This is a genomic window from Gemmatimonadota bacterium, from assembly GCA_016719105.1.
Lineage (GTDB): Bacteria > Gemmatimonadota > Gemmatimonadetes > Gemmatimonadales > Gemmatimonadaceae > SCN-70-22.
The window spans coordinates 333,581-360,065 of the sequence record JADKAQ010000002.1; the positions used below are offsets into that span (position 1 = coordinate 333,581).

Genomic DNA, 26,485 nt, shown 5'->3' on the forward strand with positions numbered 1-26,485 from the left:
ACGTCGTCTGGTCATCGTTAGGGAGATTGGAAAAGGCTCAGGTGTCTCCCCCGAAAGGCAGAGCGGGAGCCGGTCCCCGGAGGGCCGACTCCCGCTCGTGGGCGATCCGGTCGGGCCCTATTGCAACTTCTCGATGGCACCGAGGAGGTTGAAGCGGAGCCCAGCCTCGAGCACGAACGTGTTGGCCGCGCCGTTGATGAGGAAGTTGCGCCGCGTGGGGAGCGTGGCCGCCTGGGCGAAGACCGACACACGTTGCAGCTGGTACTGCGCGCCGAGCGTGAACTTGGCGGAGACGCGGCTGCTCTGCTCGTCGACCGAGGTGAAGACCGTCTCCTGCGCGCTCTCGCTCGTGTAGGTCCCCTGCGGGTCGGCGTTCTGGATCACGTTGATCGAGAGTCCGAGCCCGGCGTAGGGACGCAGGTTGCCGTAGCGCAGCGGATAGAAGTACATCCCGGCGTTGTAGCTGCGCAGGTCGCTGATGTTCACCGCGCGCGCCGATCCGGCGGACGTGATGTCGAAGACGGCGGCCGTGTTGTCGAAGAACGCCTGCTCGACCGACAGGTACGCGGCGACGCGCGACCGGGTGATGACCCACTCCGCGCCGACGGTGGGGGCGCTGACCTTGGCGTCGCCAGCGGCGCCGGTCGTGAACATGGTCGAACCGCCCTTGATGCCCCAGAACCAGGAGTCATCGAAGCCGCGGGGCGACTTCGACGCGGCTTGCGCACCAACCAGCGTGGGGATCACGACGGCGGCGGCCAGGGCCAGACGGAACGTGCGGACGATGCGCATACGCAGAGCCTCGGGAAACGCGCGGAGTGGAAGTCAGCGCTGCCCGGACGACCCTCCGGCGAGCAACGCATTGAACAACACCTTGAACGTGCCAACCGACTGCCCGCGATACTGCGGGCGAAAACCGAACATGATCACCCGGCCCCGCCCCATCGGGACGTCGACCGCGGCGGCCTTCCCGGCTATCTCCTGCGCACCTTGCAGGAAGCCACTCATCAGGATTTCCGACCCGCGCACCGGATACCGGAGCAGGGGTCGCGCCGGCGACCCCGGAGGGACGTCGAACGTGACGCTGTTGGTGAAGTAGACCGCCGCACTGTCGCCTAACCCGGCCGCCAGCCGCTGCGTCGTGTCCACCAGGACGCGGAGGATGGACCCGGGGGCGTAGAGCGACTCGCGCCCTGCCGATCCCGTGCTCCCCCCTCGTCCCTCCCCGTCGCCATCGGCGCGACCGCGAACCGTCGTTAGGCTCACAGGCACCCCGAGTGCCGACGTCCCGATCTCGGCGGCGTGATCCAGCAGGAGGAGCGTCCCCCCATCGGACACGAACCGCGCCAGCTCGGACAATCCCGCGTCACCCAAACCGCCGGCATACGCGGCGGGAACCGCGGCGGTGGACATGCCACTGCGCGCCTCCCGTAGACTCATGTCAGGGACGAGGACCACGTCGAACTGGTCACGCAGCCGTCCCGCTTTCACCGTCGAATCGACAATGGTGATGTAGGGCACGTCGTGCTGGTCGAAGAGCCAGCGCGTCCACCCTTCGTCCATCGACGCCGTCCAGGGGCGATAGAGCGCGATTCGCGGGAGCTTGGCCAACGGTTCGGTGCGCGGGATCACATCGAGCGACGGGCGGCACTCGAGCGCGATGTCCACCCCGCCGCGTTGTGCCCCCGGCGTACGCGGCCGCGGTGCGAGGCCGCCGAGCGAGGAGCGCTGCGGCGGAGCCAGCGCCCCCGCCGAGGCGGCGACGTCGGGCGAGGGGAAGCTCTGTGGCGCGCCCAGTCGCGTGCGGCCGCGGGGGCCCCCCCCGCGTCGAACGTAGAACGTCCCCGCCGGGAACCCCGTACCGAATCCCGGCACGTGGTACCGTTCCGTTCCCACCCGCACCGTCCAGCCGGCGCGCACCGCCTGCATAACGAGGCGGTAGCTCTCCGTGTCGCGCGCGTCGAGCACGAACCACGCGCCGATCTTCGCCCCCGTCCGCTCCGGAGGCACGCACGCCGTCGTCTCCACCGACGGCAGGAGCGGGAGTGATCCGGACGGGATCGTGTCGCTCTCCATTACCCGCACCCCCAACTGGAAGGGGAGCGTCCACCCCGCCACGTCGTACGGGCGCTCCACCGGGCCCCCGGGAAAGCGCTCGACCGCCGGGAACCGTTGCACCTCCAGCAGGTCCTTGGCGTGCGCCCGGTATGGCTGGTCCATGCGCACCACCCAGGCGTCCTTCGCGTCACGCAGTTCGACGCCCCCCACCTGCAGCACCTGCAGCAGCTGGCGGGCGGCCCCCGGGTCGCGCTGCGCCTTCGGAATGAGGAACGCACGCGGCGACGCGCTCGCCCCCAGCGCCACTTGCCGCCGCCCCATCTGCACGAAGCCGCGCACCAACTCCTCGCGCTGTCGCGACGCGAACTTCACCAGCGCCTCGGCCGCAATCAGCTCATAGTCCACGATGTCGCGCAGCCGCCAGGTGCCACCGGGCCACGGATTCGGGAACGACGTGCGCATCTCATAGCGGGGGAGCCCGCGCGCGTGCCCCGTGAGTTCCTCGGGCTTCTGCACGATCGGCGACGCGATGCGAACCGACGCCGCCTCCGTCAGCAGGGCCACCATGTTGTGCCGCGTCGGCGTTCCGCGAAAGCCGCCGTGCCACCACAAGTCGTATAGCACGCCGTCCCCTACACCCTGCTTGCCGGCCTGCTCCAGGGCCCACGACATCTGCGCGCCGATCAGGTTGATCCCGCGCACGATCAGCGGATCGAGGTTCGGGTTCACCGGGTCCACCATCGGCGGCACGAAGATCCGCATCCCCGAGTTCCCCATCTGGTGCACGTCGTACACCACCTGCGGAAACCAGCGCGTGTAGAGGAAGTCGGTCGCCAGGCGCGTTTCGCGCTGCGTCACCATGTACCAGTCGCGGTTGTTGTCGTGGCCCACGTACGGGTGATACAGCCAGGGGATCGGCCCTCCTTCCCAGCGCGTCCCGACCCCCTGCCGGTACCATTCGGTGATCATCTGCTGTCCGTCCGGGTTCATCGACGGAAACATGAGCAGCACGACGTTGCGCAGGGCGGCCTGCAGGGTGTCGTTGGTCGCCAAGCGCCACGCCAGCTCCATCGACATCTGGCTCGAGGCGATCTCGGTGGCGTGGATGTTCATGCTGATCAGCACCACCGCCGGTTGCTCGCGCACCAACCGCGCTTCCTCCGCCGCAGAGAGCCCGCGCGGGTCGGCCAGGCGTGCCTCGTTGCGACGGATCTCCTCCAGCCGGCGCATGTTGTCCGGGTGCGAGATCGCAACGGCGAGGAAGGGCAGTCCCGCCGTGGTGAGTCCGAGTGTGTCGACACGCACCGCGGGGGAGGCGGCGAGCCTGGTGAAGTACGCGCCGATCTGCCCCCAGTCGGCGAGCTGGCGGTCGGCCCCTACTTCGTGCCCGAGTGCCTCGCGCGGGTGTGGAGGGACCGCCTGCGCACGGCCGATGCGGGCGACCGCGGGGAACAGGAGCAACGCCGCCGCAGCGATGTGCAGCGCGTGATTCGCGCGCCGCACAACCGGCGCGGGCGGGGCAGCGGTGTCCTGCCGGGTCCGGGAAATGGTGACGGATTTCCCGCCAACGTATCACCCGATTGCCCCGTGTGCAGCACCGGCGCCTCGCGCCTGCCGTGCGAGCCGCGTGCGAGCCGCGTGCGAGTAGCGTCCAAGTGCCCCCGCGACCTCACCGCGCCATCGCCTCGTGCACTCCACCTGCCTCTACTGCAACTCGGCGCTTGGCCGCAATGCGGTCGTCGAGCACTTCCCGGAGGGGCCGCGCCTGGCATGCGACGCCGCGCGCGGGAGATCGTGGGCCGTCTGTCCGCGCTGTGCGCGCCGAAACCTCACGCCCATCGAGGATCGCGGGGAGGCGATCGGGTGCCGCGAACGGCGCTTTCGCGATACGTGACTTCGCGCCTTCGCGGCTTCGCGTGAGCCTCTCTCCGCACGCCCCTCCCGCGCCCCCCGCCGCTACACGAGCCCCAGCTTCGCCCCCACCTTCTTGAACGCCGTCACCGCAAAATCGATGTCGCCCGTCGAGTGCGCCGCCGAGATCTGGCACCGCACCCGCGCCGTCCCGTGCGGCACCACCGGGAAGCCGAACCCGGTCACGAAGACCCCCTCGGCCAGCATCATCTCGCTCACCTGGATCGCCGCCGACGTCTCGCCGATGATGATCGGGACGATGGGCGTCTCGCCAGCGAGCGGCTTGAACCCCGCCTCGATGATCTGCTCGCGGAAGTAGCGCGAGTTGTCGCGCAGCTTCTGCACGCGTTCCGGCTGCGCCTCGATCACCTTCACCGCCTGCAGCGCACTCGCCGCCACCGTCGGGGGCAAGGCGTTGGAGAAGAGCTGCGGGCGCGAGCGCTGCGTGAGCATGTCACAGAGCGCCGCCGAGCCGGCCACGAAGCCGCCAGCGGCCCCGCCCACCGCCTTGCCTAACGTCGACGTGATCACGTCCACCTCGCCCAGCACGCCGAAGTGCTCGGCCGTCCCGCGCCCGTTGGTCCCCAGCACCCCGGTCGCGTGGGAGTCGTCCATGATCACGATCGCGTCGTGGTCGCGCGCGATCTGCAGGATCTCCGGCAGCTTGGCAATGCTCCCCTCCATCGAGAAGACGCCGTCGGTCCAGATCAGCCGGCGCTTCGCCGCCTTGTTAGCCGCGAGCTTGGCCACCAGGTCGTCGAGGTTGGAGTGCTTGTAGACCGCGGTGGTGCACTTGGTGATCGCCTTCGCCAGGCGAATCGAGTCGATGATCGAGGCGTGATTGAGCTCGTCGGAGATGACGAAGTCCCCCTCTTCCACCACCGTCGCCGTGAGCCCCTCGTTGGCGTTCCACGCGGAGACGTAGCTCATCGAGGCCTCGGTCCCGACAAAGCGCGCCAGCGCCTGCTCCAGTTCGCGATGCACCGTGAACGTGCCGCAGATGAAGCGCACACTTCCCGTCCCGGCGCCGTACTTCTTCAGCCCATCGATCCCCGCCTGCACCACGCTCGGCTCATCACACAGTCCGAGATAGTTGTTGGACGAGAGGATCAGGATCTGGCCGCGCCCCTCCATCTCCACCCATGCCGACTGCGGCGAGTCGAGGTAGTTGAGACGCTTGTAGACGCCATCGCTTTTCAGTTTGTCGATGCGACCCTGAAGGTCGGCGGTGAAGGCGGTGTTGGGCATTGCTTTCGAGAAGACGGGAAGACGGGAAGACGAGAAGACGAGAAGACGCGAAAGGGCTCGGCGGCGCAGTGTTCGCGCGCGGCCGAGCCCTCAATCAACCGTCAAGACTGGGGCGATTCAACCCGCAGCATCTCGTCTTCCCGTCTTCCCGTCTTCCGCCCCTATCCGATCTCGAAGACGACCTTTCCCGCATCGCCGCTCTTGATCGCGTGGATCGCCTCGTCAAAGCCCTCCAGCGGGAAGCGATGCGTGATGATCGGTGTCGGGTCGAACTTCCCCGAGCGCAGGAACTGCGACATCTGGATCCAGGTGTCGTACATCCGCCGCCCGATCACGCCGTAGACGGTGATTCCCTTGAAGATGATCTCCGTCGCGAAGTTCACTTCCATGGGCTTGGCGGGGATGCCGAGCATCTGCACGCGCCCGCCGAGCCGCACTTCCTTGAACGCCTGGTGAATCGCCGCCGGCACACCGCTCATCTCCAGCACGACGTCGACGCCGAGTCCCTCGGTCGCGCGCTTGACCGTCGCTTCAACCTCCGACGGATGCACTGCGTCGTGCGCACCGGCGGCGCGCGCCAGCTCGAGTCGCCGCGGATTCACATCGCTGGCGATCACGCGTGAGGCGCCAGCCGCCGCGCAGATTCCCACGGCAAAGATCCCGATCGGTCCGCACCCCGTGACGAGCACCGTCGAACCTGGGATCTCCGTACCGTGCAGCGCCGTGTGAAAGGCGTTCCCCATCGGATCGTGGATCCCGCCAATCTCGTACGGGATGCTCGCATCGAGATGCCACACGTTGGTCGCCGGCATCGCGATGTACTCGGCGAAGCAGCCGTCACGATCGACCCCGATGATCTTCGTGTTGGGGCAAACGTGCGCGTTGCCGGTGCGGCACAGGTGGCATCGCCCGCAGACGATGTGTCCCTCCGCCGTCACGCGGTCGCCCACCGCCACGTCGCGCACCAGCGATCCTACCTGCACCACGTCGCCGGCGAACTCGTGGCCCACGGTGAAGGGGGGCTTGCAGCGGTTGCTCGCCCAGTCGTCCCACTCGTAGATGTGCACATCGGTCCCGCACACGCCGGCGCGACGAACCTTGATGAGCACTTCGTCGTCGCGGATCGTGGGGACCGGGACGTCGCGAAGCGTGAAGCCGGGACCGGCAGTCGTCTTGACGAGAGCTTTCACGAGAGGAGCGGAGGGCGGGAGGACGAGAAGACGGGAAGACGAGTTCGGAGGTGCTCACGGCAGCACCTGTCGCGCTCTCGCCGCGGAGGAATCAACCCCCCACTCCCACTGCAATCAAGCGCCCACGGCCCTCATCTCGTCTTCCCGTCTTCCCGTCTTCCCGTCTTCCCGTCTTCCCGTCTTCTCAGACGAGCGACGAGATCTGCCCCCCGTCCACCTGGATCGCCGTCCCCGTCACGAACGAGGCGCGCTCGCTGGCCAGGAAGGCGACCACCGCGGCGAACTCCTTGGGGTCGCCCGAGCGTCCCATCGGGATCCCTCCCTGACGTGCCGCGAGGACCTCCTCGAGTGGCCGCTGCTCGCGCGTGGCGCGCATTTGTGCCAGCTCGATCGCGCGTGCCGTGTCGAAGTGCCCGGGCATGACGGTGTTCACCAGGACCCCGTCCTTCGCGACCTCGTTGGCCAGCGTCTTGGCAAAGCCTAACAAGCCGGCGCGGGCGGTGTTGGAGAGGATCAACCCCTGTATCGGCATCTTCGCCGCCATCGATGTCAGGAAGAGGACGCGCCCCCACTTTCGCGCGCGCATCCCCGGCACGACCGCGTGCGCCAGGCGAATCGATCCGAGCAGGTTGAGGTTGATCGCCGCCTGATACTGCGCGTCGGTCGTCGAGTCGAACAATGTCGACGGAGGACCGCCGGCGTTTGCGACGAGAATGTCGATGGGGCCGAGCTTCTCCTCCACCTCGGTCACGATGCGTGACGCGGCGTCCGCATCGCCCACGTCCGCGGCGATCGTGAGCAGCTTTCCGTAGGTGCGACCCCCGATCGCCGCCGCATGCTTGTCCAACTCGTCCTTGCGACGAGCGACCATCACCACGCTCGCCCCTTCCTGGCTGAGCTCATTCGCGATCGCGAGCCCGAGCCCGCTCGACGCCCCGGTGATCAGGGCCACCTTGTTCTTCAGTCCGAGATCCATGGCCGTACAATGCAACGCCGCCGCTGGCACGGCCAGATCCCGCACAGTACCACTCACGTGCCAGCGCGCCGGCGCACGGCGTCGAGAGGGACCCGCTCGCAGTGCGCCGCGACCGGTGTGCGCCGCTACGGCGCGGGGGTCACCGTGATGCTCTGCCAGTTGCCAGCGACGAGGGCTTTGCCGTCCACCCAGTAGCGGGCACGCATCCGCACCTCACGTGCCCCAGCTGGTGGGTTCTGGCGCGACGGCGCGTAGCGCGCGGCCGGCCACTCCAGCGACCACGTGTACGACTGCCCCGGCTGAAGCCGGAGCGTCCGCGTGTAGGCCGCGCAGAGGATCAGCTCGATCCTCGGGTCGATGCGCACGCCGTCGGCATCCTCCACCTCGAACACGCTGAACGGACAGCTGTTCTCTTCGAACGACATCACTTGGCTCCCGGTGTTCGTCAGGGTGACCGTGAGCGGGAGCAGCGTCCGCTCCGTGACCGTCGTCCTCGACACCACCAGGCGCATCGTTTCGTCGCTGATCACGCTCCGCTCGCTATCCGCGGTGCTGTCGAGCGACGACCCACACGCGCTCCCCGCCAGCGCGAGCAGCAACACCGAACACATCGAGCGTAGGCGCATCATCGGGTACCGGCGAAAGGTGTCATGCGGTTTTCGACGCCCGACGGCGCGCGGAGGGGTGTCGATCGCTTCACCCCGTGCGCGGCGCGCGTGGCGTCGGCCTGTCATACGTGCGACGCTCGGCGCAGGCGCGAGCTAGCACCCCGATCAATCAGCGGGCGCCCCTCCCGCCACAGCGTCCGGCGAAGCTCCCGCCATGCCTGGTGCGTGCATCGGCGTGATCCGAACGGCGCACACCTTGAACTCGGGGATGTGGGCGATCGGGTCGAGCGCCGGATTCGTCAGCAGGTTGGCCGCCGCCTCGCGGTAGTGCATCGGGATGAAGACCTGCCCGGGTGCGACCCGCTCCGACAGCCGCACCGAGATGCTGATCTCGGCGCGACGCGAGGCGATCCTCACGGCGTCACCGTCGTGCACGCCCAGGCGCGTGGCGTCGACCGGGTTCAACTCGACGATCGGCCCCGACTCTCGCGCGTCGAGTGCAAACGAGCGACGCGACATCGTCCCCGTATGCCAGTGGTACATCTGGCGCCCCGTGTTGAGCAAGAAGGGGAACGCGTCGTCCGGGAGCTCTGCTGGCGGGAGGAACTCCACGGGATGGAACGTCGCCTTGCCGTCGGCCGTCGGAAACGCGTCGGCAAAGAGGAAGTCGGTCCCGCCATGTTCGGCGTCGAGCACCGGGTACTGCAGCCCGGCGTGATTGTCGAGTCGCTCGTGCGATACACCGCGCCACGACGGCGTGACGCGGGCGATCTCGTCCATCACCTCGGCCGCGTCGCGGAACGGCGTCGGGAGCCCGATGCGGTTTGACAGGTCGATGAGGATCTCGAGGTCACGGCGTGCGTTCCCCGGCGGCGTGATCGCCGCGCGCGAGAGTTGGATGCGACGCTCCGTGTTCACGAACGTCCCGTCCTTCTCGGCAAACGACGAGCCCGGGAGGATCACGTCGGCATACCGTGCCGTCTCGGTGAGGAAGAGGTCCTGCACCGCGAGGAACTCCAGCTCGCGGAACCAGTGCTCCGCGTGCGCGACCTCCGGATCGGAAAGGATCGGGTTCTCGCCCATGATGTACATCCCCCGCACCGGCGACGACTCGTCGACGATCTGCGTGACCTTGAGCCCCACGTCGAGTGAGAGTCGCTCGTCGGGGACCCCCCAGGCCTCGGCGAACTTGTGTCGCACCGCAGGGTTTGTCACCGGCTGGTAGTCGGTGTAGACCATGGGGATCCCGCCGACGTCGCTCGCCCCTTGCACGTTGTTCTGGCCGCGGATCGGGATCATCGCCGCTCCCCATCGCCCGATCATCCCCGTCGCGAGCACGAGGTTGAGCAGCGAGCTCACGATGTCCGTCCCGGTGGAGTGCTGCGTGAGCCCCATCGCCCACAGGGTGGCCGAGCGTGGGCCGCGCGCATAGAGCTCGGCGGCCCGGCGTATCGACGCCGCCGGAACGCCGGAGATCTGCGAGGCGCGCTCGGGGGTGTAGGGCTGCACCGCCTCACGCACGCGGTCGAAGTCGTGCGTGCGGCTGGCGATGAACGCCGAGTCCTCGAGCCCCAGCGACAGGATGTGGTGCAGCATCCCGTTCATCACCGCCACGTCGGTCCCGGGGAGCGCCTGCAGGTGGACGTGCGCGCGGGTGGCCAGCTCGATGCGGCGCGGGTCGCAGACGATGAGCGTGGCGCCGCGCTTCACCGCGCGCTTGATCGCGGCGCCGAAGACGGGGTGCGACTCCGTCGTGTTGGCGCCGAGGATGAAGATCACGTCCGACTCGTGCTCCACCTCGCGCATCGATCCGGAGGCCGCGCTGGTGTTCATCGCCCGCTGCATCGCGCTCACCGACGACGAATGGCAGAGGCGCGTACAGTGGTCGACGTTGTTGGTCCCGAGCCCGGCCCGGAACATCCGCTGCAGGAGATAGTTCTCCTCGTTGCTGCACTTGGCCGACTGGAAGACCGCGAGCGATGTCGGGCCGTGGGCGTCCCGCAGGCGCAGGAGTTCCTGCGCCGCGATCTCCATCGCCTCCTCCCACGTCGCTTCGCGGAACGGGGCGTACCAGTCGTGCGGAGTTGCGACCCGATCGCGCGGGTCGCCCAGTGGCCCTGCGCCAGTCTGCTGTCGTTGCAGCGGATTGGTACGAGGGCCGCGCTTGGCTTTCGGTCCTTCCTGGGCGATGAGGTCCCACGGTCCGCCGCGCCGTGGCCATTCCGCGGCGTTCTCGTGCGTGCCATCGAAGACCCATCGTCCATCGCGCTTGACCCAACCGCGGCGCACCAGGGGCGTCGTGAGGCGGTCGCGGTGCTGGACGAAGTCGGTGCCGAACCGCCCCTTCACGCACGTCGATCCCCGGTTCGGCGTGTTCTGCTCGATCCACGGCGAGCGGACGTGGATGACCGTGTTGTCTCGCACCTGCAGGTCGATCTGGCATCCGACCCCGCAGTACGGACAGACGCTGCGCACCGTGCGATCGATCGGCGGCATCGCGTTCGACGCGGGGCGGTCCATCATCTGGCCATTCGCGGCGCGCACCGCCATCGGGATGATGTCGTGGATGGCGCCGGTCGGGCAGACGCGTACGCACTCGCCGCACCACGTGCACCCGGCGTGCTCCGGATTGCCGTCGGCCCCTACGATGATCTGCGCGTGATCGCCGCGATGCGCCACGTCCAGTACGCCGACGACCTGGATCTCCTCGCACGCCCGCACACAGCGCGTGCAGAGGATACAGGTCGACATGTCGTGCCGGATGATCGGGTCACCGGCGCGCGTGTCGCCGATGCGAAGCGGGAGGTCCGCGCGCCGGATGAGCGGGACGTCGTAGCGTCGCACGAGCGACTCGAACTCGTTGCGATACCCCGGTGTGGGGATCTCGTCCACCGGGTAGCGCTCGAGCAGCATCGCGAGGACGCCCTGACGATTCTGCACCGCGGCTGGCGACTCGGTGGTGATGTTCATCCCCTCGGTCGCTTCGGTCGCGCACGCCGGGACGAGCTTCGGGCTCCCCTGCACGGAGACGAGGCAGATGCGGCAGCTCCCAACGTTGGGGAGCGTGGGATACCAGCACAGCGTGGGGACGTCGATGCCGAGCGCGCGCGCGGCATCGAGGATCGTGTCGCCTGCGTCGCACGTCGTGCGCTGGCCGTCGATGGTGAGCGTCGGCATGGTGGCACTGTTGAGGGCGGGCGGGGTGTCCGCTGCGCTGGAGTATGCCCCGCGGTACGGATGCCGTCCAGCGCGCCGCCCCGCGGACGGAGGGGGAAGATCATCGTTAGGCACGGGTGGCAAGGCCCTCGCCGGCGTCGGCGATATTGCGCACCAGAAAGCGTGACCATATATTCGCGTCGAGCACCTATCGCGTGCGCGCGAGGATACGGCGTGGCTTCATCACGAAAAGAGTTCCTCCACATCGCAGTGCTGCCGGCGGCCTCGCCGAGTCTGGTCCCCTTCGCGGAACCAGGTCTCTCCCGGGGGAACTTGGTCTCCCCCCTCACCGCCGTGTTCCACACTCCACTGCGAGCCCTGCCCGCGACCATGGTGTTGTCGCCAGCCGCAGGATCTCGAAGGGCGATCCAGTCGGACGATGCCGGCGACCGCGCGCCACTCCATGCATCTGCCGTCTCGATTCGCCGCGCATTCCGAGTTCAGTTAGGCGGTCGCGTGGGTTCGATCGAGCGCACTTGGCTCGATTCCATCGAGCGCACTTGGCTCGATTCCATCGGCAGATTCGAATCGCACGCGATGCGTTGCACGCACCATTCAACATCGCGCTCCGTGCCCATCATGTTGAAAAGTTCGCACTTGAACTTTACGAGCGACCATCCCTCGTTATAGATTGTCCGCGAGTTGAAACGCGCGCGTTTGTCAAGTCGTCAGGTCTTTGGTTGCACGTCGCGCGATAACACGAGTTCACGGCTGTTGCTGTTTTCGACATAGCGCCGCGGTTAGGCGCGAAGGACCAGCCGGATGCGAATGCGCCCGGTTGCTGCCGACCGATCCACCGGGGGATCGGACCGGTGATCCACACCAGACCAGGAGATACTCTCATGGCTGCGAAGAAGAAGACTGCCAAGAAGGCCGCGAAGAAGACGGTGAAGAAGGCGGCCAAGAAGACCAAGAAGCGCTAGTTCTTCTTGGACTCGTAATAACAAGGAAGCCGGCGCGAACTCTGCGCCGGCTTTCTTGTTTTTGTCCATTGCCGCGGCGGGATCCTGCTTACGCGGCCTTGATGTCGGTCGGAGGGACGTCGGGTTCGGGGACCTGGCCCCAGACGTAGGCCCACACCCGCGGCGGCGTCTCGGCGCGGCTGCCGCGCGAGATGACGATCCCCACCGGTTCCTCCTCCAGGACGCCCTGACGTGAGTCGGTCATGCGTCGCCTCCTCTCATATAGTAGATGCGGATGCCGGCTCTACGTCGTCGACGCTGCGCCGGATTCGTTCTGCGGTGCGGAGCGCTCGGCCCCGCCTGCGACACCGGCCGCAGTCGGCGAGAACGGTTCGCCGACTACGGCCGGTTGACGAGGCACCGCGGTTCGGCCTCGCACTCCTGTTAAGGCACCGCCTGTGCCAGCACACAATCGCAATTCAAGCTGCTGGCCTGTAAGCACTTAAAGAAAAGGCGCCCACCGGAGTGGGCGCCTCGTGTTGCAGAATGACACGTGAGACATTGACACGCTGTATCGGCACGAGTCGCCGAGCTCGGCTTTTTAGGCGACGTTCTTTCGCGCGAGGAAGGTGCGGGCCTTCGTCTCGTCTCGCACGATGGAGACCTCCCACCCGCGATAGCGCGCCCGCAGCTCGTCCAGCTCCACGGCGGAGTGTCCCGCGACCAGCGTCTGGACCAGGTGGACCCCGCCGTCGAGCGTCGCGCTCTTGAGAATCTCGATGACGCGCTCCCGCTCTCCCGCCGTCAGTCGTTCGAAGGCGGCCGGGGAACAGACCACCGCATGCAGCGGTGCCTCGGGATACCATTCGCCGAGTGCGGTCACGCAGCCATTGACCCGCGAGGTGAGTCCGACGACCCCGGCAGCGGCAATGACCTTCTCGACCACCTCGGGGTCTTCCTCGACCGCGGTGACCTGACAGCCATTGGCGGCGAGGTAGAGCGCGGTACCTTCCTGCTGGGCGCCGACGACCAGCACGTGGGCTTCGGCGTCCGACGGAATCTCCCGGACGATCGGGGCGTCGGCACTGAGTCCCCAGCGCTCGGGGCGGCGGTACTCGGCGATGAGCTTCAGCCGGCGCCGGCGCCAGGAGGCGTAGGAGGGAATGCGCAGGCGGTTACGAATGATGCGGTCGACCTCTGCCCAGAGCAGCAGCTCACCGAAGGCGACCTGCTCTCCCGCCCGGAGGTTGGCCACGGCTTCGTCGCCGATGCGCAGGATCGCCGACCGGGGGATCGAGTCCTTGTAGTTCTCGATCTCCTGCTCGACGAAGCACTCGTACTCGTGCTTGAGCGATCGCTGCGGTTGATGACTCGCCATGCACCCACGCCAGTTAGGCTGAGACCAAACCTAGGCGCTCTCGTAAGGCGCGCAAGTGGTTTCGTCATTCACTCGTTAGATTTTCTGCGCCGCCTCACGAGCGACCACGAGTCGGCACCTGCGCGGGGCCTCCTGCATCGCCTGACGAGGAGCCACGTGCACGATTGTTTGGAGCGCACTCACGACCCGCTGCACCGCCCGCCGGACCACCTGCCTTACGAGGGCGACTCACTCGTCATGCACGATACCCCATGACACCACTACGACACGTAGCTGACGGCATCGCCTGCGGCGACCTCCTGCACCTCGGGCGCGAGGAAGCGATCGCGACCTACCTCATGGAGTCGAGCGATGGGCTCGTCGTCGTGGACCCGGGCCCGTCCTCGTGCCGGGATGCGTTGCAGCAGGCCATCCGCGACTTCGGTGCGGCGCCCGACGACCTGCGCCACGTGCTCCTCACGCACATCCACCTCGACCATGCCGGGATCACCGGCACGCTCGCACGCGAACTCCCGCACCTGCGCGTGCACGTGCATGCGCGTGGCGCCACGCACCTGAGCGACCCCACACGGCTCCTCGACAGCGCCCGCCGCATCTATCGCGGCGACATGGATCGCCTCTGGGGCGCCTTCGAGGCGGTCCGGCCGGAGCAGCTCGTCGTCCTCGGCGGCGGGGAGCGCCTCACCATCGGCGGCCGACACCTGCGCGTGGAGTACACGCCCGGTCACGCCTGGCACCACCTCTGTTATCTCGATGAATCGACCGGCGTCGCCTTCGTCGGCGATGTCGCGGGCGAAGCCTCGCAGCACGGAACCCCCGCGCTCCCCGCCGCGCCGCCCCCTGACATCGATCTCGAAGCCTGGAAACCCAGCCTCGACCTGATCGGGGCGTGGGGACCTGAGGCACTCCTGCTCACGCACTTCGGCCCCGTTCGGCACGTCGTGGCGCATCTCGATGCCCTCTGGGATCGCATCATCTCGTGGAGCCTCGCGGTGCGCGCGTCGCTCGCGTCGGGGACCGACGACGACGCGCGGGCCGACGCCTTCGCCGACGCCGAAGTGGCTCGCCTGCGGAGCGGACTCACCCCGGAGCAGGCGGTGCACATCGATCGCGACTCCATCCGCTCGTCGTGGTTCGGCTTCGCCCGCTACTGGCGCAAGAAGGCCGAAGCCGGCGCCTGACGAGCGCCCGTGCCCGAGCTTCCCGAAGTCGAGTACGCGGCGCGCATCGCGCGCGCCGCGTGTGCCGGCAAGACCATCGCGACGGTCCGCGCATTGCACCCGTCCCAGCAGCGCGCCCTCCCCGACGACCACGCGCAATCGCTGGCCGGCGATGTCGTCGTCGCGATCGCGCGACGTGGCAAGCACCAGCTGTTTCACCTCGGCAGCGGGCGCACCTTGCACGTGCACTTTCGAATGACCGGCGATTGGCGCGTGGGCAGCTGCGACACGCCCCCGCATCGCGTCACGCGCGTCCTGTTCGAGTTCGCCGACGGGACGCAGCTCGCGCTCGACGACTCGCGCGCCCTGGCGACGGTGACGCTCCACGAAGCCGGCATCGACCCGTGCCCAGCACTCGGCCCCGACGCCACCGATGACCGCTTCGACGCCGCTTGGCTGCAGGCGCAGCTGACGGGACGCCGGACGCCGATCAAGTCGGCGTTGCTCGACCAGCGCGTCGTGGCCGGGATCGGCAACATTTACGCCTCCGAGGCCCTCTGGTATGCGCGGGTCGATCCGCGTCGCCTCGGGTACCGCCTCACGCCGCGACAGTGCGTCGCCATCGTGGCCGGTGTGAAGCGCGCCATGCACCGGGCGCTCGCCCACCCCGAGCGCTACTACGGGGCCGAGGGCATCAGCGCTGCCGTGCGGTTCAACGCGTACGACCGCGAGGGGAAGGGCTGCCGTCGCTGCCGGACGCCCGTCAGCCGCATCGTCCAGGCGGGACGCAGCAGCTACTTCTGTCGCGAGTGCCAACGCTAGGGAGCAGGCGACAGGATGGCGGGTGCGGGTGCGGGTGCGGCCCGCGCGGGGGGTGGCGCGCCGACTCCCGCGGCGTTCGCCGGCCTTAGTCGTTGACCTCGAGGATCGCTCCCTTGAGGTATCCGGTTTCGGGGACGGCGAGCAGTTCGGGGTGATCGGTCGGTTGGACGCACAGTTCGCGCAGCGTCACCCGTCGCCCGCTGTCGGCGGCGGCGCCCTGCAGCATCTCGAGGAAGTGCGCCTTGCTGAGGTGGTAGCTGCAGCTGGCGGTGAACATGAGGCCACCCGGGGCGAGGAGTCGCAGGGCGCGCAGGTTGATCTCGTGGTAGCCGCGCAAGGCCGACGGGAGCGATGGGCGGTTCTTCGCGAAGGCCGGCGGATCGACGACGATGGTGTCGAACTGCTCGCCGGTACGCTCGCGCTCGCGCAGGTTCTCGAAGGCGTCGGCTTCGACGAAGGCGATGTTCGTGCGGTGATTGCGGCTGGCGTTGTCCCGGGCGCGATCGAGGGCGGCGGCCGAGGCGTCGATGGCGATGACTTCGGTGGCGTTCACCGCCAGATGCAACGCGAAGGAGCCGTGGTAGGCGAAGCAGTCGAGCGCGCGGCCGCGGGCGAGCGCACCGATGCGGTGGCGGTTCTCGCGCTGATCGAGGAAGGCGCCGGTCTTCTGTCCCGTCCACGGCGCGGCGAGATACTTCACGCCGTGTTCGTGCACCTCGATTTCATGCGGGACCGTGCCGTGCAGGAGGACCGTTTCGCGCGCGAGTCCTTCGCGTTCGCGAAGGGCGGCGTCGTTGCGGGCGAGGATGCCGTCGCAGCCGGTAAGGCGGACAAGGGCGTCGGTGATCGGCTCTCGATGGGCTTCCAGCCCGGCGCTCATGAGTTGGACGACGAGCCAGCGGTCGTAGCGATCGCAGGTGAGCGAGGGAAGGGCATCGCCCTCGCCGTGCACGAGCCGGTACGCCGAGCTGTGGCGAAGGAGGTCGGTTCGGCGCTCGATAGCGGACTTCAAGCGGTCAGACCACCAGGCGCCGTCGAGGGCGTCGAGCGGTTCGCGGTCGACCATGCGAATCGAGATCTCGGAGGCTGGGGACCAGAGGGCGGTCCCGAGGGGGCGTCCGCGGTTGTCCTCGACGCGTACCGCACCGGCGGGGGCGTCGGGGAAACGGACGACGTCGCTCTTGAAGATCCAAGGGTGTCCGCGGAGCCATCGAGTGGCGCCGCGATTGGAGACGACTGCGAGATCCAGGGTGGCCATGCGAGACAAGGTAGCGTGGTCACGGCGGGCTCGCGGTCCGGCGGGGGCGTCGCGGCGTGTCTGTTGTGTCGTGCACTGAACGGCGAGTCGTGCCGATGCTCTGGAGGAGCGCGCGTCCATTCATAGATGTAGCGAATGGAAGGGGGGAGAAATCTTATTGTGGAAGGGGAAAGAGGGGTTGATCTACGCGTGCGGTCTGTGTACCATACGCCCCCTTCCGTTACCTGCGTCTGGACGTCGCGAAAGCGGTCTTGAGGCGGGGGGCGGGAGAAGGAAAAGGTTGATCGAATGCCGGTTGGCGAAGTGCCGCCGGATGCTGATTGAAAAGTGAAGGTAGGGAAGATCGTGGGAAGTGAATCCTTACTGTCGGCGGAGCGCGCAAGCGCGACGTCGGCGGAGAGATTGCTTGATCACAAGAAGTAGTAGATCGCGCGTGCTCTGCTTGACGAAGAATGGGTCAAGCGAGCGAAAGCATGTGGGGGATGCCTGGGCACACAGAGGCGATGAAGGCCGTGGTAAGCTGCGATAAGCTCGGGGGAGTGGCACACACGCGGTGATCCCGAGATGGCCGAATGGGGCAACCCGGCGGACCGTGAGGTCCGTCATCACCGGCAACGGTGAAGCGAACGCTGGGAACTGAAACATCTAAGTACCGGCAGGAAGAGAAATCAAACGAGATGCCCGGAGTAGCGGCGAGCGAAAGGGGCAGAGCCTAAACCGATCTCCTTGTGGGATCGGGGTTGTAGGACCCACGGACGGAGCCAGTTAACGAGTCGAAGTCCCCTGGAACGGGGCGCCGCAGACGGTGACAGCCCGGTAGACGAAGAGCGCTGGCCCAGTGGAGTTCCTGAGTAACGCCCGACTCGTGGAATCGGGCGTGAAGCTGGGGGGACCACCCTCCAAGGCTAAAGACTCCTGTGTGACCGATAGTGGACGAGTACCGTGAGGGACAGGTGAAAAGCACCCCTGGGCGGGGAGTGAAAGAGATCCTGAAACCACATGCTTACAAGCGGTAGGAGGCGGGGCTGGGGGCAACCCTGGTCACTGCTGACTGCGTGCCTTTTGCATTATGATCCGGCGAGTTACTCCTCAGGAGCGAGGCTAAGCGGCTCAGCCGCGGAGTCGGAGCGAAAGCGAGTCCTGCAACGAGGGCGCTTGAGTTCCTGGGGGTAGACCCGAAGCCAGGGCGATCTACCCATGAGCAGGGTGAAGCTGAGGTAACACTTAGTGGAGGCCCGCACCGGTATGGGTTGAAAACCGTTCGGATGACTTGTGGGTAGGGGTGAAAGGCCAATCAAGCCTGGAGATAGCTGGTTCTCCCCGAAATCTATTGAGGTAGAGCCTCGAGGCGTGTAAGCAGGGGGTAGAGCGACTGGATGGGCGCGGGCTGGCGAAGCTGGTACCAACCCCAACCAAACTCCGAATACCTGTTTTATGGACCTCGGGAGGCAGTCGCTGAGCGATAATGTCCAGCGGCGAGAGGGAAAGAACCCAGAGCCACAGCTAAGGTCCCAGAGTGGCCGCTGAGTATAGCGAAGGATGTGTCCCTGCCGTGACAACTGGGAGGTTGGCTTAGAAGCAGCCATTCCTTGAAAGAGTGCGTAATAGCTCACCAGTCCAGCGGGGATGCGCCGAGAATGGTCGGGATTAAGCGGCCCACCGAAGCTTGGCCTTCATGCATTGCATGAGGGGTAGGGGAGCGTTCCGCGTGCAGTGAAGGGGCGGTGGAAACCAAGCCCTGGAGCGAGCGGAAGTGAGGATGCCGGAATGAGTACGCGCAAACGAGAGTGAAAACCTCTCGCACCGTAAGCCCAAGGGTTCCTGCGCCATGGCAATCAGCGCAGGGTGAGGCGGGTCCTAAGTCGAGGCCCCAGAGGCGTAGACGATGGGAAGCCGGTCAAGATTCCGGCCCCGCTCGGGAAGCGATGAACGATTCAGGGACCGTGGAACGAAGCAGCAGCGGCTATGTGGAGGGCCGTTCAACCGCGTAGGTCGCAAGGCCGAGACGGGAGTACGAGGTCACGGGGCAACCCAAGGCCAAGTGTTGTGGAGTCGACACGCGAGAAAAGCTGGATCGGGAGCGACTCGGGCGTCCGTACCGTAAACCGACACAGGTGGGCGAGGCGAGCAGCCTCAGGTGCACGAGTGAGACGTGGTCAAGGAACTCGGCATAATGATCCCGTAACTTCGGAAGAAGGGATGCCCTTTCTGGTGACCTGTACAGGGAAGCTGGGGGGGGCCGCAGAGAATCGGCCCAAGCGACTGTTTAGCAAAAACACAGGTGCGTGCCAAGCCGCGTAAGGCGCCGTATACGCACTGACGCCTGCCCGGTGCCGGAAGGTTAAGGGGAGAGGTTAGCCGCAAGGCGACGCCTTGAGCCGAAGCCCCGGTAAACGGCGGCCGTAACTATAACGGTCCTAAGGTAGCGAAATTCCTTGTCGGGTAAGTTCCGACCTGCACGAATGGCGTAACGACTTGGGCACTGTCTCGACCACGCGCTCGGCGAAATTGCAGTCTCGGTGAGGATTCCGAGTCCCCGCGACAGGACAAAAAGACCCCATGCACCTTTACTGTAGCTTGCCATTGGACGTTGTCTCTAACTGTGTAGCATAGGTGGGACCCATTGAGGCCGGGGCGCTAGCTTCGGCGGAGGGGCCAGTGAAATACCACCCTGGTAGATACGACGTCCTCACCAGCCTGCACAAACTGCAGGTGGGACCGTGGCAGGTGGGCAGTTTGACTGGGGCGGTCGCCTCCGAAACAGTAACGGAGGCGCGCGAAGGTTGGCTCAGCGCGGACGGTACTCGCGCTTCTAGAGTGTAACGGCAAAAGCCAGCCTGACGGGGAGACCGACGGGTCGACCCGCCACGAAAGTGGGCCGTAGTGATCCGGTAGCCCGGGGTGGAACGGCTATCGCGCAACGGATAAAAGGTACGCTGGGGATAACAGGCTTATCGCGCCCGAGAGTTCACATCGACGGCGCGGTTTGGCACCTCGATGTCGGCTTGTCACATCCTGGGGCTGGAGAAGGTCCCAAGGGTCCGGCTGTTCGCCGGTTAAAGTGGCACATGAGCTGGGTTCAGAACGTCGTGAGACAGTTCGGTCTGTATCCGTCGTGGGCGTTGGAGTGTTGAGGAATGCGGACTCTAGTACGAGAGGACCGAGTCGGACGATCCGCTCGTGTCCCGGTTGTCCCGCCAGGGGCAACGCCGGGTAGCGATGATCGGTGGCGATAACCGCTGAACGCATCTAAGTGGGAAACGCCGTCCAAGATGAACACTCCCTGGGGCCTTGAGCCCCCTGAAGGGCCGGAGGAGACGACTCCGTCAATAGGCCGCCCGTGGACGCCCAGCAATGGGCTCCGAGCGCAGCGGTCCTAATCGCCCGTGCGGCTTGACCCTCCCAATATTTGCTTGGCAGGGCACGCGCGCAGGAATCAAGCAGGCTGCCTAACGCAGCTTCATTTCAACCGATCTTCCCTTACCTTCACTCTTCGCTTTCGAGGACGCGTTCCCGACGGCGACCTGAAGACCTCACCCGTCTCCTCGTCCCCCGTCCACTCGTCTTCTGCAGTTCGCTGGCGACTAGAGCGTAGGGGCCACACCCGTTCCCATACCGAACACGGTCGTTAAGCCCTACAGCGCCGATGGTACTCCGATCGAGAGATCGCGGGAGAGTAGGCCGTCGCCGGCACCCCCTTCGCGGGCCGTATGAATCCTCATACGGCCCGCGTTTGTTTTCCCCCCCCTCGAACGTCGAGCCCGGCCACCCAACTCGCACGACGGGACACTCGGCAGGATCACCCCTCGCACCACAGGCCTACCCTCACTCCCCCCGCGGTAGCGACGGCGCGTCCCCCGCGCCCCAGCAACCCCGGGCTGCCGGGGCTCAGCGCGACTTCGCCCGTGACGCGGCCCCCGCACGTCCCGCTCGTACCTGGCGGATCGCCTCGGTATGCTCGCGAAAGGTCGTGCGAAACTCGTGGTGACCATCCGGGTGTGCGACGAAGTACAAGTACGGAACGTTGGCCGGGAAGACGGCGGCCTCGATGCTCGGCGCACCGGGCGAGGCGATCGGTCCGGGCGGAAGCCCTGCGTACTTGTAGGTGTTGTAGCGCGAGTCGATCTCGAGATCCTTGTACAGCACGCGCTCCACGTGCCTGCCTAACGCGAACTGCACGGTCGGGTCGGCCTGCAGCCGCATCCCGATCTTCAGGCGATTGTGGTACACCGCCGAGATCACCGGGCGCTCCTCGGGGATTCGCGCCTCCTTCTCGATGATGGCGGCGAGCGCCATCACGTCGTTTCGCGACATGGCCATCGCGCGCGCCGCCGAGTCCCACGCCGGCTTCCACACCTCCTCGAAGCGCTCGACCATGCGCTCCACGGCGTCACGCGCGGTTGCGCCTGGCGGAAAGGTGTAGGTGTCTGGATACAGGTACCCCTCGAGCGTCGGCGTCGGAATGTCGAGGCGATGCCGGAGCGCGGTGTCGCGCGCCGCCACCGTCACCGACTCCGGCGGAACCTCGAGCGACTTCGCGATGATGGGAACGATCGAGGAAAGGGCGAATCCCTCCGGGATCGTGAAGGTGTGCACGAGTCCGCGGCCCGCCGCGAGTGCGTCGAGGATCTCGCCCCACCCCTGACTGCTGCGGAACTCGTAGGTTCCGGCCCGGATGGAACGATCGCGCTTGGTCCAGGCGGCGTATGCGCGAAAGGCGCGTGGGAAGTGCACCACGCCGCGCCGCTCGAGCGAGTCGGCGGCGACCCGGAAGCTCGAGCCGGACGGGATCACGACCCGACGCGGCACGTCGTCGCCGCACGCAGCCGTGAAAGCGAGCGAGAGCGCGAGCAGGGGACGCCAGACGCTCTCGGCGAACGAGCGCCTCGTGCGGGGCCGTCCGGCAGAGCGATCTGCGGAGTGCACGGCGAAGTGAGCCGCGCAGTGAACCGCAGCGCGAACTGCAGCGCGAACTGCAGCGCGAACTGCACCGCGAACTGCACCGCGAACTGCACCGCGAACTGCACCGCGAACTGCAGGGTGAACTGCAGACTGAACGGCGGAGCGTCCCGCGGAATGTCCTGCGCAGCGCGCGGAGGCGTCGCTCGCCGCACGTGTTGCTGGAGTCGTCGTCGGAGTTGGCGCTGACCGAGACACAGAACGGGGGAGACGACGCGATCGCTGGTGCGATGCACGATGGGTCGGCCGGGGAACGCCGAGCGAGGGCCCGTCGATGGCAACCCGTGGATCGGGGGGCCCCCCCCGCGTTCAACCTACGGCTCACCCACATCATCTCCATCATCCTCATCGTGCGCTCCGTACCGATTCGTTCCCATCCCCAGCACCTGCTGCAGCAGGATCGTCGCGGCGAGCGCATCGACGTCCCCCTTTCGACCGCGCGTCGAGCCCCCCATCTCACGAATCGCGCGCAGCGCCGCCGCCGAGGAGAATCGCTCGTCGATCAGCTGCACGGGAAGCCCCGTGCGCTTCTCGAGTTCGGCGGCGATGCGTCGGACTTCGCGCGAGCGATCCGTCTCATCGCCCTCGCCATCGAGCGGTAGTCCCAGCACGAAGCCTCCCGCTTCGACAGCGGTGGCGCGGCGGATGATCTCGGCAATCGGTGGACGCTTGCCCAGTCGGCGCAGGATGAAGCCGGCGGGCGATGCGATGGTCCGTGTGGGATCGCTCACCGCCAGGCCGATGCGGCGCTCGCCGTAGTCGACCGCCATCAGGCGGGTCTGCACCACCGGACCCGAAGGGGAGGGCGACGTCGGGCCCTACCCCTGCGCCATCTGCGAGAAGAACTCGCGATTGGTCTTCGATCGCACGAGTTGCTTCAGCAGGAACGAGATGCTGTCGTCCGGGGGCATGTCACCCAGGAAGGTGCGCAGCAGGTACACGCGATTCATCTCCTCGCGGTCGAGCAGCAGCTCTTCCTTTCGCGTCCCCGACTTGTTGATGTCGATCGCAGGGAAGACGCGTCGGTTGGCGATCTCGCGGCTGAGGACGAGCTCCATGTTGCCGGTCCCCTTGAACTCCTCGAAGATCACCTCGTCCATGCGCGAGCCGGTCTCGATGAGAGCGGTCGCGATGATCGTGAGCGAGCCGCCATCATCGATCTTGCGCGCCGATCCGAAGAAGCGCTTGGGCTTCTGCATCGCGGACGCATCGAGTCCGCCCGAGAGGATCTTCCCCGACTGCGGGATGACCGAATTGTGGGCGCGCGCGAGGCGCGTGATGGAGTCGAGCAGGATGACGACGTCCTTGCCGTGCTCGACCAGTCGCTTGGCCTTCTCGATCACCATCTCGGCGACTTGCACGTGACGGTCGGGGGGCTCGTCGAACGTCGAGCTGATGACCTCCGCCTTCGGCACCGACTCGTGGAAGTCGGTCACCTCTTCGGGGCGCTCGTCGATGAGGAGGACGATGAGCGAGACCTCGGGGTGATTGTCGGCGATGGCGTTGGCCATCTTCTGCAGCAGGATCGTCTTGCCCGCGCGCGGCGGGGCGACGATGAGCCCACGCTGCCCCTTGCCGATCGGGGCGATGAGGTCGACGACGCGCATCGACAGGTCGCCGTTCTCCAGCCGCAAGCGCTGGTCGGGATAGCGCGGGCGGAGGTTGTCGAAGATGAGGCGCGGGCGAGACGGGTCGGGATCATCGCCGTTGACGAGATCGACCTTGAGGAGCGCGAGATAGCGCTCCCACTGCTTGGGCGGACGGACTTCCCCGCGAATGGTGTCGCCGGTGCGGAGATCGAAGCGCTTGATCTGCGACGGCGAGACATAGATGTCATCGGGGCCGTGCAGGTAGCTCCAGTCCTGGCTGCGCAGGAACCCGTAGCCTTCGGCGAGGATCTCGAGGACCCCCTCGCCACGGAGCACGACCTGTTGATCGAGCAGGCGCTGCTCGATGCGAAAAATCAGGTCCTGCTTCCGGAGACCAGACGTCTCTTGCAGGCTCAGATCTGTCGCGAGCTCGAGGAGTTCGGCGACAGACTTCCGTTTGAGTTCGACGATGTCCACGCGAGGTGGGGGAAGTCTCGTTGGTTCTGGGCCGCCGGTGCGCTCGCGCGGCGAAAGTAGTACGCGCCAATTGGCGCGGCAAGGCGACCGCAAGCGTTTCACGCGACGGGGTGTCGCGGACCAGATGGCGAAGCCATCGGTCACTACAGCGTGTTCTGCGTCGGGGACTGCAAACACCGCGACGAAGCCAGCAAGAACAGCGCCGTGTCCTTCCCAGCTCTTCGGCGGCCCCGTCAGGGCCGCTCACGACCACCGGCCGCGCCTGACCGCCGGGGGCGAGTGGGACAAGTGCGCGAGGCGGGATTCGAACCCACGACCTTCGGCTCCGGAGGCCGACGCTCTATCCAGCTGAGCTACTCGCGCGCAGCCCCCGACGACCCAAAGCGGCGTCACGGGGGAACGAGAAGGCTAACGCTCGCCAAAGGGCAAGACAAGTCGAGGCCGGAAGCGGTCGATACTGTCTGGTGAGCCCCGGCTCATCGTCGGGGGTCATCCCCTCTGCACCTCCACGCCTCTCATCCGTGACGGTCCGTGAGTACAGCCACCACACCTGACGCGAAGTCCCAGGAGTCCCTGGTCGATGTCTTCGTCGCCCGCCAGCCGATCTTCGACCGTCGCGGCGAGCTCTACGCTTACGAGCTGCTCTATCGTCGGACGGGGGCGCACACCGCCGCGGACGGCGTGACCGCCGACGTCATGGCCAGTGAGGTGCTGGTCCACGCGTTCCTCAATATCGGGCTCGACCGCCTCACCGGGGGGCATCTCGCCTTCCTCAACTTCACGCGCGACATGCTCCTGCGCGGGATGCACCAGCTCTTCGATCCCGCCGCCGTCGTGATCGAGCTGCTGGAGAGCGTGACGCCGGACCCCGAGGTGGTGGATGCGTGCCACGCGTTGGTGGGGGCGGGCTACACGCTCGCCCTCGATGACTTCGAGTACACGCCGGAGTTCGAGCCGCTCTTGCGGCTGGCGAAGATCATCAAGCTCGATGTCCTCAACAAGGGCGAGGATGAGCTGCGCGCCGCCTACGACCGGGTCGCCCCCTATGGCGGGACGATCCTGGCCGAGCGGGTGGAGACGCAGGCGATCCACGGTTCCTGTGCCGCGTTAGGCTACGGCCTCTTTCAGGGCTACTACTTCAGCAAGCCCGAGACGCTGGCCCGCCGCGACCTCTCGGCGGCCCAGATCACCATCCTGCGCCTGATGAACCTCCTGCGCGACCCGAACACGACGGACGCCGCCCTCGAGGAGGCGTTCCGCGGCGACGTGTCGCTCACCTACAAGCTCCTGCGCACCGTCAACTCGGCCTCCATGGGCGGGCGCGGGATCGAGTCGATTCGACATGCCGTGCGCATGGTCGGGCGGGCGGAACTCCACAAGTGGCTCTCGCTCCTCCTGGTGACCTCCGTGGCGGGACGCGGGGGCACGGACGCCGAGTTGGTGCGCCTGGCCATCCAGCGCGCGCGCTTCTGCGAAATGGTGGCGATGCAGGGACGCGACCGACGCAGTGCAGAAGCGCTGTTCATGGTCGGGCTGTTCTCGCTGCTCGACGCGATCCTCAAGGTGCCGTTGCACGAGGTCCTGCACCGGATCGACCTGGCCGACGAGGTGCGACGCGCCCTGCTGGCGCGGAGCGGCCCCTACGCCCCGACGCTCGCGCTGGTGGAGGCCTACGAGCGCGCCTCGTGGCCGGTGGTGGCTGCGGAGGCCGAGACGATCGGGCTCGACACGTCGTTGCTGGGGGATCTCTACTTCGAGTCCGTGCGCTGGACGCGGGACCGGATCGAGATGGCGGCGTAGGCGGCTCGGCGGGACGTCACGCGCCCCGGGGGGAATCACCCTCCGGGGCGCGGTCACGTGGCGCCGCGGCCTAACGCTGCGGGCGCGTCCGTCGTGTCAGGACGGCTTCGTGGCGTTGCTCTCGATGCGCTCCTTCAACTGGTCGACCGACGGCGTATCCGGCGGATCGAGGAAGGGGAGGAGGATCGAGATGCGGCGATTGGACGGATTGAGCGGGTCGTTGGGATACTTGAGCTGCTTGTCGGAGTGTCCCGTGACCTCGATGATGCGCGCCGGGTCGAGCCCGTACTGCTCGAGGATCCGGCGCGCGGCGTTGGCCCGATCGCCCGACAGTTCCCAGTTGGTGTAGGCGGTGTTGGCGTAGCGGGCGGCGTCGGTATGCCCCTCGATGACGACGGGGTTCTCGAGACCGGTCAACTCGCTGGCAATGGCCTGGAGGGCGACGTGCCCCTGTTCGGTCATGACCGCCGAGGCCATGCCGAAGAACGTGTCGCCCTGCTCGTCCTCGATGAGTTCGATGCGCAGCCCGTTGCGCGTGACGGTGATCTCGACCTTGGCCTTGAGCTTTCCGATGGCGGCGATGGAGTCCATGCTGCCGCGCAGGTGCGCCTGGACGGCCTCGAATCGCTTGGCCTGCAGCTGGCGGAGGGCGATCTGCACGGCCTCGCGCTTGATCGCGGCGGGGGAGCTGCCGGACGACAGGGGGCTCGAGCCCGAGGAATAGCCCTTCTTGAACCCGACCGGGCTCGAGAAGTATCCCTCGATCGCCTTCTTGGTCTGGTCATCCATGCCCAGGATCCACATGACCATGAAGAAGGCCATCATCGCGGTCACGAAGTCGGCGTAGGCGACCTTCCACGATCCACCGTGGTGGCCGTGGCCCCCCTTCTTGATCTTCTTGACGATGACGACCTTGCCGCCGCCCTTGGCCAC

Annotated in this window: 17 protein-coding genes, 1 tRNA gene, 2 rRNA genes and 1 pseudogene; 6 read left to right on the forward strand and 15 right to left on the reverse strand. The window is 66.9% G+C overall.

The window, feature by feature from the left end:
• Positions 1–117 precede the first annotated feature (117 nt).
• The 7 genes from IPN47_05035 to fdhF form a co-directional block, all read right to left on the reverse strand.
• Positions 118–792 carry a hypothetical protein gene (locus IPN47_05035; GenBank protein ID MBK9407413.1) on the reverse strand — a complete coding sequence of 225 codons (675 nt, stop codon included), beginning with the start codon at positions 790–792 and terminating at the stop codon, positions 118–120.
• A gap of 33 nt (positions 793–825) precedes the next feature.
• Positions 826–3,561, reverse strand: a complete 2,736-nt coding sequence (locus IPN47_05040; GenBank protein MBK9407414.1) for a hypothetical protein — start codon at positions 3,559–3,561, stop codon at positions 826–828.
• Between the two features lie 453 nt (positions 3,562–4,014).
• Positions 4,015–5,217, reverse strand: a complete 1,203-nt coding sequence (locus IPN47_05045) for a glycine C-acetyltransferase (protein MBK9407415.1) — start codon at positions 5,215–5,217, stop codon at positions 4,015–4,017.
• Positions 5,218–5,378: 161 nt separating this feature from the next.
• Positions 5,379–6,407, reverse strand: a complete 1,029-nt coding sequence (gene tdh, locus IPN47_05050) for an L-threonine 3-dehydrogenase (GenBank protein ID MBK9407416.1) — start codon at positions 6,405–6,407, stop codon at positions 5,379–5,381.
• Positions 6,408–6,591: 184 nt separating this feature from the next.
• Entirely contained in the window at positions 6,592–7,383 is a 792-nt protein-coding gene (locus IPN47_05055) for an SDR family oxidoreductase (protein ID MBK9407417.1), read from the reverse strand.
• 125 nt (positions 7,384–7,508) lie between these two features.
• Complete coding sequence (locus IPN47_05060) at positions 7,509–8,012, reverse strand: hypothetical protein (protein ID MBK9407418.1); 504 nt, start codon at positions 8,010–8,012, stop codon at positions 7,509–7,511.
• Between the two features lie 144 nt (positions 8,013–8,156).
• Positions 8,157–11,168: a formate dehydrogenase subunit alpha gene (fdhF, locus tag IPN47_05065; protein MBK9407419.1), complete on the reverse strand. Its 3,012-nt coding sequence runs from the start codon at positions 11,166–11,168 to the stop codon at positions 8,157–8,159.
• A gap of 893 nt (positions 11,169–12,061) precedes the next feature.
• Between fdhF and IPN47_05070 the strand changes: the two are divergent.
• Positions 12,062–12,130, forward strand: a pseudogene (locus tag IPN47_05070) (histone).
• An 88-nt stretch (positions 12,131–12,218) separates the two neighbouring features.
• On the opposite strand, the gene IPN47_05075 reads toward IPN47_05070, so the two are convergent.
• Complete coding sequence (locus IPN47_05075; GenBank protein MBK9407420.1) at positions 12,219–12,374, reverse strand: hypothetical protein; 156 nt, start codon at positions 12,372–12,374, stop codon at positions 12,219–12,221.
• A 336-nt stretch (positions 12,375–12,710) separates the two neighbouring features.
• The gene (locus tag IPN47_05080; GenBank protein ID MBK9407421.1) at positions 12,711–13,487 is read right to left on the reverse strand and encodes a hypothetical protein; all 777 of its coding nucleotides are present in this window, start codon (positions 13,485–13,487) and stop codon (positions 12,711–12,713) included.
• Between the two features lie 251 nt (positions 13,488–13,738).
• On the opposite strand from IPN47_05080, the gene IPN47_05085 reads away from it, so the two are divergent.
• Positions 13,739–14,668, forward strand: a complete 930-nt coding sequence (locus IPN47_05085; GenBank protein MBK9407422.1) for an MBL fold metallo-hydrolase — start codon at positions 13,739–13,741, stop codon at positions 14,666–14,668.
• Positions 14,669–14,677: 9 nt separating this feature from the next.
• A complete protein-coding gene (mutM, locus tag IPN47_05090) occupies positions 14,678–15,469 on the forward strand; it encodes a bifunctional DNA-formamidopyrimidine glycosylase/DNA-(apurinic or apyrimidinic site) lyase (GenBank protein ID MBK9407423.1) in 792 nt (263 codons plus the stop codon).
• 85 nt (positions 15,470–15,554) lie between these two features.
• Here mutM and IPN47_05095 read toward each other — a convergent pair whose 3' ends face one another.
• Complete coding sequence (locus IPN47_05095) at positions 15,555–16,727, reverse strand: class I SAM-dependent rRNA methyltransferase (GenBank protein MBK9407424.1); 1,173 nt, start codon at positions 16,725–16,727, stop codon at positions 15,555–15,557.
• 455 nt (positions 16,728–17,182) lie between these two features.
• Here IPN47_05095 and IPN47_05100 point away from each other — a divergent pair.
• Positions 17,183–20,128, forward strand: a 23S ribosomal RNA gene (locus IPN47_05100).
• Between the two features lie 175 nt (positions 20,129–20,303).
• Positions 20,304–20,420: ribosomal RNA gene (rrf, locus tag IPN47_05105) — 5S ribosomal RNA — on the forward strand.
• 195 nt (positions 20,421–20,615) lie between these two features.
• On the opposite strand, the gene mltG is transcribed toward rrf, so the two are convergent.
• The 4 genes from mltG to IPN47_05125 all read right to left on the reverse strand — a co-directional run bounded on the left by mltG (position 20,616) and on the right by IPN47_05125 (position 24,115).
• The gene (gene mltG / locus IPN47_05110) at positions 20,616–21,536 is read right to left on the reverse strand and encodes an endolytic transglycosylase MltG (protein ID MBK9407425.1); all 921 of its coding nucleotides are present in this window, start codon (positions 21,534–21,536) and stop codon (positions 20,616–20,618) included.
• 464 nt (positions 21,537–22,000) lie between these two features.
• Positions 22,001–22,474: a Holliday junction resolvase RuvX gene (ruvX, locus tag IPN47_05115; GenBank protein ID MBK9407426.1), complete on the reverse strand. Its 474-nt coding sequence runs from the start codon at positions 22,472–22,474 to the stop codon at positions 22,001–22,003.
• Between the two features lie 30 nt (positions 22,475–22,504).
• Positions 22,505–23,752 (reverse strand): transcription termination factor Rho, encoded by a 1,248-nt coding sequence (gene rho / locus IPN47_05120; GenBank protein MBK9407427.1) that lies wholly within the window; start codon positions 23,750–23,752, stop codon positions 22,505–22,507.
• 289 nt (positions 23,753–24,041) lie between these two features.
• Positions 24,042–24,115, reverse strand: a tRNA-Arg gene (locus IPN47_05125).
• Between the two features lie 168 nt (positions 24,116–24,283).
• On the opposite strand from IPN47_05125, the gene IPN47_05130 reads away from it, so the two are divergent.
• Positions 24,284–25,552 carry an HDOD domain-containing protein gene (locus IPN47_05130; GenBank protein ID MBK9407428.1) on the forward strand — a complete coding sequence of 423 codons (1,269 nt, stop codon included), beginning with the start codon at positions 24,284–24,286 and terminating at the stop codon, positions 25,550–25,552.
• A gap of 96 nt (positions 25,553–25,648) precedes the next feature.
• Here the strand turns inward: IPN47_05130 and IPN47_05135 are convergent, their stop codons facing one another.
• Positions 25,649–26,485 carry an OmpA family protein gene (locus tag IPN47_05135; protein ID MBK9407429.1) on the reverse strand — a complete coding sequence of 279 codons (837 nt, stop codon included), beginning with the start codon at positions 26,483–26,485 and terminating at the stop codon, positions 25,649–25,651.